General features: G+C 42.4%; 9 protein-coding genes. All 9 read right to left on the bottom strand.

What is annotated here, in order from left to right; translation table 11 throughout:
• Positions 1-20: 20 nt before the first annotated feature.
• A complete protein-coding gene (locus G5B30_RS10740; protein ID WP_165319998.1) occupies positions 21-1,376 on the bottom strand; it encodes a DUF5126 domain-containing protein in 1,356 nt (451 codons plus the stop codon).
• Positions 1,377-1,415: 39 nt separating this feature from the next.
• Positions 1,416-3,431, bottom strand: coding sequence for a RagB/SusD family nutrient uptake outer membrane protein (locus G5B30_RS10735; protein WP_165319997.1), 2,016 nt, complete (start codon positions 3,429-3,431; stop codon positions 1,416-1,418).
• An 18-nt stretch (positions 3,432-3,449) separates the two neighbouring features.
• Positions 3,450-6,992: a SusC/RagA family TonB-linked outer membrane protein gene (locus G5B30_RS10730; RefSeq protein ID WP_206367087.1), complete on the bottom strand. Its 3,543-nt coding sequence runs from the start codon at positions 6,990-6,992 to the stop codon at positions 3,450-3,452.
• 185 nt (positions 6,993-7,177) lie between these two features.
• Positions 7,178-8,371, bottom strand: coding sequence for a FecR family protein (locus tag G5B30_RS10725; RefSeq protein ID WP_165319995.1), 1,194 nt, complete (start codon positions 8,369-8,371; stop codon positions 7,178-7,180).
• A gap of 117 nt (positions 8,372-8,488) precedes the next feature.
• The gene (locus G5B30_RS10720; RefSeq protein WP_206367086.1) at positions 8,489-9,538 is read right to left on the bottom strand and encodes a sialidase family protein; all 1,050 of its coding nucleotides are present in this window, start codon (positions 9,536-9,538) and stop codon (positions 8,489-8,491) included.
• Entirely contained in the window at positions 9,535-10,428 is an 894-nt protein-coding gene (locus G5B30_RS10715; protein WP_165319994.1) for a nucleoside hydrolase, read from the bottom strand. The genes G5B30_RS10720 and G5B30_RS10715 overlap by 4 nt, the downstream gene beginning before the upstream one ends.
• Positions 10,429-10,503: 75 nt before the next feature.
• The gene (locus tag G5B30_RS10710) at positions 10,504-11,157 is read right to left on the bottom strand and encodes a hypothetical protein (RefSeq protein ID WP_165319993.1); all 654 of its coding nucleotides are present in this window, start codon (positions 11,155-11,157) and stop codon (positions 10,504-10,506) included.
• Positions 11,158-11,180: 23 nt separating this feature from the next.
• Positions 11,181-12,599 (bottom strand): sialate O-acetylesterase, encoded by a 1,419-nt coding sequence (locus tag G5B30_RS10705; RefSeq protein WP_165319992.1) that lies wholly within the window; start codon positions 12,597-12,599, stop codon positions 11,181-11,183.
• Positions 12,596-13,597, bottom strand: coding sequence for an exo-alpha-sialidase (locus tag G5B30_RS10700; RefSeq protein ID WP_165319991.1), 1,002 nt, complete (start codon positions 13,595-13,597; stop codon positions 12,596-12,598). Before G5B30_RS10700 ends, G5B30_RS10705 begins: the two co-directional genes overlap by 4 nt.
• Positions 13,598-13,603 lie beyond the last annotated feature (6 nt).

The raw sequence follows: 13,603 nt of genomic DNA, 5'->3' as shown, positions 1-13,603 counted from the left end.
CAGTCACTTCGATTTAAAGATTAATAATATTGCTCCACATTCCCGAACATTTTAAATTCATTGATGGTATAGAATGATTCATTTGGATTATAGGACTCCATCAGTTGAAGCCGCATATACCGAAAACTTGCGGAAGGATCTGCTTCAGGATTCACATTGTCTTCCAAAATTGAATATTCCTGGTTATTGTTGAACCAATCTATTTCTTCACCCGTCAGATTAAGGATATCCACCGGATCGCGTCCTACATATTCACCGACTAATGTCCATCCTTCTGGGAATTTTGCCCATCTTTCATTATTAGCATCATTTGTACCCCATATCCGAAAGCGTCTCGGGCTACTTCTATTGTACGTATACGCTGAGCCGGTACGAGGATATACGATAATACGGCTTAACCGCAAATCCATATTCAGGTCAAAAGTAGTATATACATCCTGTACAGTAATCTGCTTTGCAGGATCCGGATCTGAAAGGTTTTTTACAAACTTGTATATCAAGGTTTCAGAACCGGTTCTCACGCCGTTAAACATTTTTTGCCCATTAAAAGTAGCCGAATGTGCATTTCCATCGTTTTGGATACCGGTGGTCGCATTAACACCCCAAATATCCCAGTCCCGCCGTCCATTAAATAAAGTAGGATTAAAAAAAGAAACTTCTTTTACAAGTGCGTAATCAATCTCGTCTTCCTTATAGGGTGTCAGCGAAGTTTTCAATGTGTCTGTCCGGTTTCCCCATTTGTCCGATATCACGAAACCAAATATTTGTTCCTCCGATGGATACTGACGCACATAGGCAAATGTATTGACCGAGTCACGATTATAAATTGTTTTCGTCGGATCTTCCACCAGCGACTCCACCCCTACCTGTAGGATATCCTCTGTCAGGACATGGATCGCAAAAGATTGTGCATCTTTATTTTCCCATTCGATTCTGACACCACCAAATGCAGGCTCTACAATCATCGTATGGATAGCCCGTTCGACAGGTGAGAGTAACGGTGCAGCTTTTACTTGTGTGACTTCGGAAGCATTCCCACTCGCATCTATACATACCAGATCCACGATCTTTTCATCCGTTCCGGTAAATCCTTCGACCAAAATGGATGAACTATAACGCGAAACCTTAAATTCGACAAGCTCTCCCCTGCTATTGGTATAGGTTCCTACTACCTGAGCAACATCCGTATGACCGGAAGGCAGATTAAAGTGGATTTCCAAGGCACCGGATTTTGGGACAACCTCTTTTATGGTTACCTTATCGGGTGGTGTAGAATCGGTGACAACCTGCTCTATGCCCAAATAAGGAGAGGTACAAGATACGACGAGCAGCGAACTCATCATAACGGACAGAAGGGATTTTATATATTTTTTCATCGATTTATTTCTTTTTTCTGAAAAATCATTTACAACAAATTACCATCCTGGATTTTGAACCAGATTTCTATTCTGTAGTAATGTATTGGTACGGATCGGCATCAGGTAATCTTTCATCGAAAACCTCGGTTGCAGTAATACCCGTATGTTATAAAAATCCTGTTTATTTTCTCCATCCTTATTCCAGCCCAAAATAGGCTTGTTAAACATATTTTCCGCAATTAACCACCGCCGCACATCGTAATAAAAATGCCCTTCAAAAGCCAATTCATTCATGCGCTCACGACGGATGATATCCCGCAGTCCGTTGATGTCATTGGGCTTGGATTTATAGGCCGGTAGTGCATATTTGTTCCAACTGTCCACGACACCTTCCATTCCTACTCTTGCCCGGATCTGATCAAGGTAAAAATAAGCATCATGCCCTTGCGAATCTGTCTTCCCGGGGCCACCAACCTCATTTAGACATTCAGCCAATAAAAGGTGTATATCGGCCAGCCGGATAATCGGAAAAGAATAAGGTTGTGTCACTAAGGTAATACGGGTGTCCGTGTAGGTTGCGCCGAGAGGACTTAGCTTTTTGGTCAGATAACCCGAGTAGGGGTATCCCGTATAATCTTCCGAAAGCTTGAATCCACTTCCAAAATTCTTCATCATATTGGGAAATGAGGCTTCTGACAGCGCCTTTTGCCTTCCTTCCCAGATCCCACCGTCAAAGCCTACCGAGGCGTAAAAACGCAAGGAACGATTAAAATGAAGAATCGCCGTTTCCTCACCGGTTTTAATAAAGTACTCCGTATGTCCAGCATCCGGCAACTGCGTTTTATATCGGTTTTGATACCATCCGTTGCTTTCCCAGTCCATATCTTCTTCAATAGGCACGCCATGCGATGAATAAAACATTTCAACCACGTTAATGGTAGGCGATTGACGCTGTCCTAAATGTGTGGGAACGACGGCACCAAAATTGAACCACTCTGCGTTACTCAGCATCGAACTCCATTGTTGAAGCGTGGTAGTACTTTCGTTGGTCGCCCATATGACTTCCGGATTCCATGATTCGGTTACAGCTTGCCGAAGGCTGACCATAGCTTTGGTGATATCGCTGATATTGGTACTATTAACCCCCTGGATAGCCCCATTTCCTCCGTCAGTACTAATCAATATATGTGCCCCATCCAGTTCTGCCGAGCGAACAGCCTCATCACATGCAGTCAGAGCGCGCTCCCATCGGGCTTGGCTGTCCCCTACAGGAAAGAGGTCTACCCCTCTTTTATCCTTATACCCGTTATAATAATTGTTATTATTAAAGATTGGACTGGCAGCCAATACCAATGTTTTGGCTTTGATACACCGAGCAATAGTTTTCGTAAATCGCCCCCATTCACTGACGACATCCAATTGGTTTAAATCTGGAAGACCTTCAATAGCTTCATCTAATGTATGAACAATATAATCGACCACCTGATCCACAGGTTCGCGATAGACATCAATCTCTTCGTCCTTGGCGGAAATTGGTATAACCTTGTCGACAATCGGAATAGGACCATAAAGTTGCAGCAAACAAAAGTGAAGATACGCTTTTATTGCCGTGACCTCGGCAATCCATTGTGTCCTAAGCATTTCATCCAAATCTCGCGGTCCACCATCTTCTAACCGGATATGTTCCAAAAACACATTACAATGACGGATTCCTTGCCAATAATTCCGAATCGCACCGTTCGTTCCATCCCAAAAATTAGCATAAGGATTGACCGCATTGTTACCTTTTAGAAAAATCATCATCGGAGCAGGAGGCCCTGCTGAGAGGCCGGCTCCCCTATTTCGCTCATTGTAAATAATATCTCCTCCTCCACTCAGTCCCAATGTATAATGGGGATTCGCAAACACCGGAAGGAACCGGTAACAGGTAAACAGGTACTTCTCTGCATTATACTTGTCTTTGAATGCATCCTCCAAGACAGGCTTATCATCGGGCAGGATATCTAGAAATTTATTACAACCTGAGAGTGATAATAGAAAGATGCAGGTCAATAGATACTGTATATTTTTCATTGTCATCTAATTTTACTGTTAAAAATTGATCTGAACCCCTATATTGAATACCTTTTGCAAAGGGTAAGCTAATCCATTACCGCGCATCTCCGGATCCCATAACTTGAAATCCGACAGGGTAAGTAAATTCGTCCCACTCGCATAGACCCGGGCCGACACGCCCCTGATATCCGGGATTTTATAACCGGCTTCCACGGATTTGAGTCGTATATAACCAGCTGTTCGCATCCAATAGTTACTTTGGACAAAATTATTATTGTTTCCTTCCGCAGCGGCACCGACATCAGGTGACAAGCGAGGCCATTTGGCATAAACATCTCGATTGGTTTCTGTCCACAGGCTTTCCGCAATAAAATTTAACATCGCTCTATTACCTTTTCGACCACCCGATGTGACTTCAACGAAGGGTGCCATCCTAGCGGCGTCCAGAAAAAACGAATAGCGGGATTCGCCTTGTACAAAGGCAGAGATATCAAAGTTCTTATAACCGAAAGAACCTCCCACCCCATACTGGATTTCGGGATTGGTCGGATAGCCCATAGGAACGATATCAAACTCATTGACCAGTCCGTCACCGTTGATATCCCGATATTTGATGTCACCCGCCTGATAATTTCCTCCGTCGGAATCGACTTGTTGCAGGGGAGAGTTGCTCACTTCATTGTCGTCAATAAACAGGCGCTCAGCCACATATCCCCGTGACTGACCGACTTTTTGTCCAATGACAGACTTCCATGGTGCGATACCCGAATAATCCAACTCATCATAGACGGTGATTTTGGAGGTACCGTACGTGAAATTTCCCCGCAGGATATACCACATCGAGTTGGCCAATGCTTTATTATAGTTCAATGTCAGATCCACTCCTTTCCCAATAGCTTCGCCATAATTCGTTCGAATGTCTGTGGTCAATCCTACTATCGAAGAAATATCTTGGCGCACTTGTACAATATTTGTACGGTTTTCATGATAGACCTCCGCGATAAAAGAAAGTGCATTATTCAAAAGTCCTAATTCCAAAGCTAAGTTTGTTTTATAGGAAACCTCCCAGGTAATAAGCGGATTTGCATACCTGTCTACGACTATTGTAGGAAGAGTAGTCACTTGCGTGGGATCATTCCCAAATCGACCTGCTTCCGGTCCATCTAAATTAATATTGGAAGTAAAAAAGAAACGATCCTGATTTGATACAATGACATCATTACCCACCAAACCATACGTTCCCCGTAGTTTTAATTTAGGAATAACCTGTTTCAATCCCTCCCAAAATGGCTCTTCGGAAACCTGCCATCCAGCTCCGATCGAAGGGAAAAATCCCCAACGGTAACGCGAGTCAAAACGCTCCGAGCCATTCACACCGAAATTGAATTCCACAAAGTATTTCTGAGAAAGTCCGTAGGTGAAACGCCCGGCGAGCGCCACATTCCGGGAAGGTAAGGAAGAATCCAGATTGCTGGCGCTGCCGTCCAACGTTTCTTTAACCGAGCCGACCAATAATCCTCCTACATCATGTTTGAGACCAAATTTTCGGTTGTATAAAACGGCTCCTTCCGCATAGAAACGGGCTTGTACAAACTTCCCCCCGCCCGTATAGTCAATGTGATCCGAGCCATCTTCGGGATTCAATGCCGCTAATTCATACGGAAAACTAGCATCATCCGGATTGTACGTACCTTTAATATACTGATAGAAATAAGGCTTATAGCTCCGTGTCAGGTTGAAGCCAGAATAACGTGTTATACTACCGATAAAGCGTGCCTTGAGCCCTTCCGTCAGCGAGCCCAGATCTTGATGCAATTCCAGTTGAGACAAGAATGTACTATTCCGCACATCTTCATAACCCCGCATAATATCTGCATACGGATTGATGTATTGTGAAGTTCCTTCTCCGTAAGGATCATCTGAGTAATTCCCGAAAAGAATACGATCCACATATTGCGTCGCGCGATCTGGTTCGTAATAAGCAGGAAAAAGCACCGGATTGGCCATCAAAGCCTTTCCATACGTATTTGCACCGCCGCTCCCTGATTCACCGATCGGGCCGTTATAATCGTCAAAATTAGCACTTAACCGTACCTTGGCTTCCAATGTTTTGGTCAGATTGAGGTTGACATTGGAACGGACGGTATATTTTTTCAAATCGATATTGGTATTAAACGGATTCGTGTTGTCCACTTTCAGAATACCGTTGTCCTGTGAAAATGACCCCGCTAAGTAATAGGTTGCCGCATTACCTCCGCCTGTCAGATTAATATTAGCCCTGTGATTCATCGAATGGTCCCGGGTCAGCATATCTTTCCAATCGACGGCGGGGTATACATAGGGATTGCGGTTGGGATCCTTGGTCGCATTGATCTTGCCCTGATCATACGTCAAGATATCGTGCCGGGTCAGGCTGGCAATATTGGAATACTCCATAAATGCGATGGGGTCTGCCAGATCCACCTTTGTGGTCGGCGTAGACATCGACGTTTCTGCACGAAACGATACTTTGACCGTACCCTTTTCCCCCTCTTTGGTGGTGACCAACACCACTCCATTTGCTCCTCTCGCCCCATATAATGCCGTTGCTGACGCATCTTTCAAAATCGAAAAACTCGCGATATCATCCGGATTAAGACGGGCCAGGTCTCTCGATGTGACTTCAATGTTATCGATCAATATAAGCGGAGAAGTCAACCCACTACCAAAAGATGTCACACTACGCACAAAGAACTGCGCATCTTCTTCGCCGGGCGCACCTGTAGATTGGTAGGCGACCAAACCAGCCATCCGTCCTGCCAAAGCCGTTGTCAAATTACTCGACGGTGTCCTCAAGTCTTTGACGTTGACGGTTGTGATCGACGAGACCACACTTTCTTTCTTCTGCGTGCCAAAAGCAACAACAACAGCCTCATCCAAGGACTCTGTATCTTTCGAAAGTCTTATATTAATTATTTTAACTTTACCTACTGCTACTTTCTGAGTTGCATATCCGACGAAAGAGAACGCCAGTGAATCTCCTTCATTTGCTTGCAGCTCATACACACCATCACCGTCTGTCTTTGTGCCGAGATGTGTGCCCGCTATCACGACGCTTACACCAGGAACAGGGCTGTCATCAAATGCATCCGTAACAGTCCCTGTAATCGTTATTTGTTGGATAAGCGGCAAGGTCACACGCGCCGCATTTTCAGGAATACGGATATTGGGTTTAATAGCTTTAATAGGTTGCGGCTTGATGACAATAGTTTCGTTTTCTATCATCCATTCTGCTGGACTTCCGCTCAGCAGTTTATCCATAGCTTTATCTATTTGCAAATTCCGTATATCTGCATTCACCTTGATGTTTGCCAATTGCTTCCCTTTCAAAAAGAATCGGTATCCACTCTGTTTCTGAATGCTTTTCAAGGCCTGTACTAACGATATATTTGTTGCATGAAGTGTTATGTTTTGCGCAAAACCATTGGCAAAAACACCTGTTATATTAAGCAGAATAAGAACAATACCTAGTTTCATAATCCGGAATAAGCAGTGTGTTGAAAACCCTTTGAGGTTATCAGGTTTTGTTATTAAAGTCATATATTTGTACTGTTTAGGTCATATTATAATTTATCAGATATTAAGTTAATTTCTTCTCTACCCCTTAGAGATTTTAAGTTATAATGGACATCAAAACAATATCGGGCAGTGTTGCAACACTGTCCGTTTTTGTTGTCCCATGATGCTATGTTTTCCCTTTTTCCGGCATAATAATTTGATTTATGTTAACGTAATACTTTCAGTATATTTCTATTTTCAAAACGTTCTATCTTAAACTTCAGCCCACTGCTCTCCATGATTTCTAATACTTCTGCCAGATTTTTGCTTCGGCTTATGCTTCCATAAAGATGGGTTGTCGGAAGATGGCCTTCGGCACTTATATCAAAATCATACCAACGGCTGAGCATCTTCAATGCTTCGCCGAGTTCTGTTTCGTCAAAAATAAATTCATTATTTTTCCAGGCGATATATGGACTGACATCAACTTTCTTTTTGTCGAGCCCCTGTTTATTACACACGCCTTGCTCTCCGGGCTGCAAGAGTAGCATCCTCTCCGCCATGCGTAGCCGTACTGAGCCTTCGACCAAAGTAGTTCGGGTGTCTGCACTGTCATCAGCATAAGCATTGACATTAAATTGCGTACCAAGCACCTCTACTTCCTGTTGTGCTGTCTTGACAATAAAAGGGATTCGATGTCCATGTGCGCTGTTAGACGCTACGTCAAAATAGGCCTCTCCATCCAGTTCCACGACCCTTGCTTTCCCGGTAAACCGTGAAGGATAGGTTAATTTCGTTTCTGCATTCAACCATACTTTTGTACCATCAGACAGCGTAATCTGATATTGCCCTCCTCTCGGAGTTGCTATTGTTGAATACACAGGCTCTTTATTGTCTAAGTCTGTAATGAGAGTACCATCTTCATAGGCCAGGTCCTCTCCCAAAATAACCCCTGTTTGATCCTCGCGCAATTCAATGACACGTCCGTCCGAAAGTGTAATCAGAGCTTTGTTGGTGCCCGGCACAAGATCCTGAACCTCCATAATATGTTCACTGGATGTGTAGTTTTGGTAGATGATAAATGTTATGGTAGAAATGAGGAATAATACCGCAGCATACAATAATATACGACGAATACCGCGTCTCCTTGGCAAAGAAGACTGCGCATCGCCTGTGTGTATTTTGCTGAGCGTATTGGATTGCAATCGTTTAGTCCAAGCGTCCTCATGCTCATGACTACGGAGTTCGAGCCAAGTATTGACATCTTCCCAAACCGGATCCTCCGCTTCTGTATATTTCAGAAGATCCGAATGTAAAGAGTTTTCCTCCGCCCATTTTTTAAGAAAAAGTAATTCGTGTTCGGTAATCGTGCCGTCTATTTTTTTTCTTATCAATGCGGCTATGTCAAAGCTTTTATTCATTGATTAGTGTTGTTCTCTACACACTAATACGATCGCCTTTGATGAATCTTAGTAAAAAAATGAAAATTATATTTTATGCAATATTACACGGAACGTATTTGATTTTTTAGATGGTATTTAATACTTTATTTTCTTCCCATCAATATGGACGTACATGACATTCTTTCTTTTATATGTGTAAGTAATATGTATATCCCCTTTCCTATCGACAATTACGGATGGATAGGAAAATTCTCCTCTTTGTGGCTCCTCCAAGATTAATATATCTTTCCATGACTTTCCATCTTTACTCACTGCGACATTCAAAGGAGATCTGGGGCCACTCCAACGTTCCGCCGGTTTACCAATATTATTGTACACCAAAACATGACCTTTATTTGGCACCGTAACAGCATCCGTACCCGAATTCGGATTCAGGAGTCCTGTTGACTTCAATGGAGTCCAACTCTTTCCATTATCATAGGACCAGCTCTCTACGATACCATCATCTAAACTTCTAGCTAGAAGCTGTAGCCCTTCTTTATGAATCAAGATGCTCGGCTGAATAGCATTGATAGAAGATGACGAGTCCACCACATCATATAGCTCCCAGGTATCGCCATAATCTTTTGTAGCTTCAAAATGAATTTTCCACCCGGCATCATGCTTTACTTCCGTACTAACAGGCGATAATAAAACACCATTGCTCAATAAAACAGGTTTGTTTTTAATGGGCCCTAAAATGTCTTCAGGTAGCCGGCGGGGTTTTGACCAGGTCTCTCCTCCATCCGCCGATTCGATCAATTCCCCCCACCATGTTTGTGGTGAAGGACCAACCTTATAATACAATTGCAATTTCCCATGTGGGATCTGGTATAGTACTGGATTCCATGTTGGATAGCGTTTCTTACTGTGTTGAATACCGTTGGCTACAGATTTCGGAGGAGTCCATTTGCCCTTAATCAACTTACTAACCATAATTTCTACATCGGGGTTGGCTTCTTTAGTACCCGCAAAAAACGCTACGATGATATCTCCTGTGGTTGTCTCCGTCAAAGTGGAGGCATGTGCTTCTTTAAAGTATGGATCAGATACAACAAGTTCCTTGACTTTGACCAGTTTATCTTGGGCAAGACACATATAAGGTATACACACGGTACAAACCGCAATAATAAATTTTCTCATCATCGATGCATTAATTTTGTTATAAGATCTGTGATTTCGTTTACAGACTTCTTTAATTTAAAATAATAATGGTTTCCGTTAGTACTATCTCGCCACTTGTTGTATCCGGTCTTTTCATCCAACACAAAAGTACCTTGCACTAACTCAAAGTATTCTTCATATTTGTCCACGGCGGCAACGACAGTGACTTGATCCCAACTCATGCGACCATGTTTATCTATTTCACTTTGATGAATGCCGATAGCATAAACATCTTTTATCGGACTATTTTTGATCGCATAATCATGAACTAATTCAAAACCTGTTAAAATTGGGTTACCCAATTCCCAACCCGAGAAATATATGGATGTAGGCCATTGATTGACGACTGTATGAGCCGATGTCGCATCTTTATATATATTATATTCTCGTCCTTCCGGAAACTTACCGCCCATGACGACTAACTTATTTACCTTTCTCAGCACTAATTCTTTGCCTGTCAACGGAGAGATCTGGTCTGCGGGGCTTTCCAACAACTGAGCTAAATTTGTTAGGAAACCGATCGTGATAATTGTAATACTTTTATCATCCGCACTACTTAATAGCTGTCGATACAATTTTATTGCGTCCCTATAGTTTTGTTTCCTGAACGGATATTTACTCACCAGATATTCACTCCATTTATAAGGCGAACCCATATTCAGCGCCATACCTTTAGGAACCCCAATAGGAATTTTGGGTCTTTTAAAATATTCATTTATAATCTGAATGGTAGGCCCCGTCAGATCAAAACTATTGCAGGAAATTACACCTTTGATATCCAACAGGTTTTGATCAGCCAAACTGTGCAATACAGCCATAGCACCGACATCATCATAATCAGGTGCAATATCTGTATCTAAAATAACAGGCATATTTTTTTGTGCAAAGCTGTTAGCACAAAAAAAGAAAAGAATACTTAGACAATAATATTTCATTATCTTCTATTATTATGGAGCATAGGCACCAGACTCGTCCACCGTAATATAATCTATATAGATCTCTGTCGCCGAATTCACATTCCCTTTGGCAAATAACAACGACGGTGTCGATCTTCTTTTAACCAATTCTACTGTTTTTGCAAATTTTCCGTCCACATAGATATGCATCAGACTATTGGAGCGCTCCACAGCAACACGTACAACCCTGGGGACAGTTCTACTCTGCACATTTATAATCGGTTCTTTCTCCCCGTTAAAATAAATTCTGTTATGGTGAACCACGAGAAGTTTTGACATGTTTAGACCATCTTTGATCATAAAATCAAAACCTCTACCTGTATTTTTGGGAACTTGTACTTTAAACTCGATCGTATAGTCCCCCTGTGGGTTAAACTTGATATCTGTCTCAGGGGTCAGACCCATTCGATAACTTTCACCTGCCTTACAATCTATAAACAATCTGCTATCCTTTATAGATGCACGGCCTAAAGGCGTTTGATCTACTATTATCATAAATCCCGCTTCGGATGGCAGCTTCGTAGCATCATAGGAATGTGTCTTAAAACTTCTACTTTTTAATACAGGCTGTTCCTGACTTTTGGCTGCACTCACAATAAAGAGTACCATGAGTGTGGGCAATACATAATTTTTAAACTTAATCATAACAATATACTTTAATATAAAATTTACCAATTATCTGTCCTAAAGGGATGAGCAGCAAGACCATAGTTGTTATATAACGTACCCTGGAAATAGTTTTTAAAGCAGTATCGTACCGCAACCGGATTCTGTACCTGATCCGCAGTCAGTTTGATACATATCGGATCCCGGTGGATAGTGGCTTGTGCCGGATAGAAAACTTTATCAGCCCCGGCAATCTCAAAACCCTTGACCTCACCTCTACTATCATGCAGGCCATACCTTGCATGGTCAAAATAAACCGTTACCGTATTTTTCACAATTTCCATACGATTATACACTGGTCCATTGTACTCAAAACTCTTGTAGTTATAATTAGTCGCCAATACCTGATATAGCAAGCGCTTAGCGACTGTCTCTTTATCCGGCGGATGGATAGTTTGCTCATCACCGATATCCGATGTCGATACGATATATGAATTTGGAATATCTTTTAGGGCATTAAATTGCACCTCTCTAAATCTGGCCACCTCCTGACCATTGGACTGCCATTTCATATTATGATAGCCAAAAGGAGCTAACTGTACATAGTAAAATGGGAAATTATCTTTCCAACGTTCGCGCCAATCCTCTACCATCAAAGGGAATAAAGTCGCATACGACGAAGGATTTGTCGTATTACCCTCACCTTGATAAAACAATGCCCCTTTTATCTTATACTTGACCAGCGGATTAATCATCGCGTTGAACAGCAAGTTGGGGGATCTATTTGCATTTCTGTTTGTTATTTCTGGAGCATATTTTATTTCCGTATAGGGAGCCAGTTTCGCTTTGCTCATCCAAGCCTCGACCTTAGAACCTCCCCAAGCACTCAGAATAATACCGACCGGAACATTGAGCTGCTTGTGCAGCTCCCGTCCGAAAATAAAACCTATAGCACTAAAAATTTCTGCGGTATTGGGGTTAGAAACTCGCCAATCCCCTTTTATGTCTTCCGCGACATCAAAACTAAACGTTCGCGGCACACGATAAATCCGCAAATTGGGATAATTTGAATCCATGATATGTTCCAAAGCATCGGCAACAGGCTGGTTTGCCAAGCCTCTGAATGATATATCCATATTGGACTGTCCCCCACACAACCAAACCTCGCCAAGCATCACATTTTTCAGCAGCTTCTCCTCTTTACTATTTTTAAACAGGATGGTGTATGGCCCCCCAGCTTCAATTGTCTCCACCTGAACTTCAAATTCACCCGAACCGTTCGAGCTCGTCTCGTAAGTCTTATTGTTCCAGGACGTGGTAATTGTAATTCGTTCGTTCGCTTCTTGTTTGCCCCACAACAACACCTTTGTTCGCTGCTGCAAAACCATATTATTCATGATCAAATTTGGCAGTTTGATGTTTGAAACACCATGTACCGCATACAAACCTAACGACAGGAGCAATAATATTCTGATTTTCATTTCAGTTGTTCTAAATCTATTTTAATCAATTCCAGTTTCTCTTTTTCTCGGGTAACAACGACATACAAAGAGCTGTCTACGATAATGCTGTATGGGTAACCAAACTGCCCGTTTTTCCATTTACCCTTATGCCGAATCGGATAATAATCTTTTGCAATTATATATGTTTTATCAAACAAAAAACCATCATCTGATAACGCCAAGACTAACGGCACTCTATTGGTCAAAGAGTCCGGTGTCCCGATGTAATAATATTTCCCGTTGGGAAGTCTTCCCAGGTACGATTTTGAGTTCGCATCGGTAAAATTTGTTTGTTGCGGAATCGACCAGGACTCGCCGTTATCCCCACTGGCAATTTGCCACAAAAAACCATTATAGGTTTTTCCAGTACTCCTAAACAGCACACTCAAACTGTCGGCACCATACTCGAGAATAGCTCCCTCACATAAGGAAGGTTTTATTTTATTAAAAGACAAAGACATATCACGAGCGTCAAAATCATCGGCACCCTTTTTCCATCCCGTGACACCACTTGGATCATCTGTGTAGTACACGGCCCGGTTACCTGTCAACAGTATACGTCCGGACATCGTAATAGTCGGCCTGTGACAAGGAAAAACCGACAACTTCAAATCATAGGGGGCTGTCCAGTGCAGACCGTCGGCACTCTTCACCATATACAATTTAGGTTGATGCCGTTTGTAAGTCTCTCCATCCATATCATTATCCGTATACAATACACAAAGACTATCCTGCAACACAAAAATTCCACCGGGAGTCAACACTTTTTCAAGCCCCCACTTACCTTGTTGGGGTTCGGCCAATACCTGTGGTCTGGTCCAACGATTTCCGTCTGTAGACTGCACAATCATTACCCGTTGCCCCGGATCATCTTCTCCTGATCTACCATTAGAAAATATAGCATAGAAATTTTTATTAAAATACGCTATGGAAGGATGATGAACATAGTGCCAATCCTCCCCAGGCTGAAATATCATCCTTCT

Origin of the sequence: Sphingobacterium sp. SGG-5, assembly GCF_011043525.1 — a bacterium.
Classification (GTDB): domain Bacteria; phylum Bacteroidota; class Bacteroidia; order Sphingobacteriales; family Sphingobacteriaceae; genus Sphingobacterium.
The sequence above is the reverse complement of the archived record's forward strand: the minus strand, read 5'-3'. Positions and strand labels throughout refer to the sequence as shown.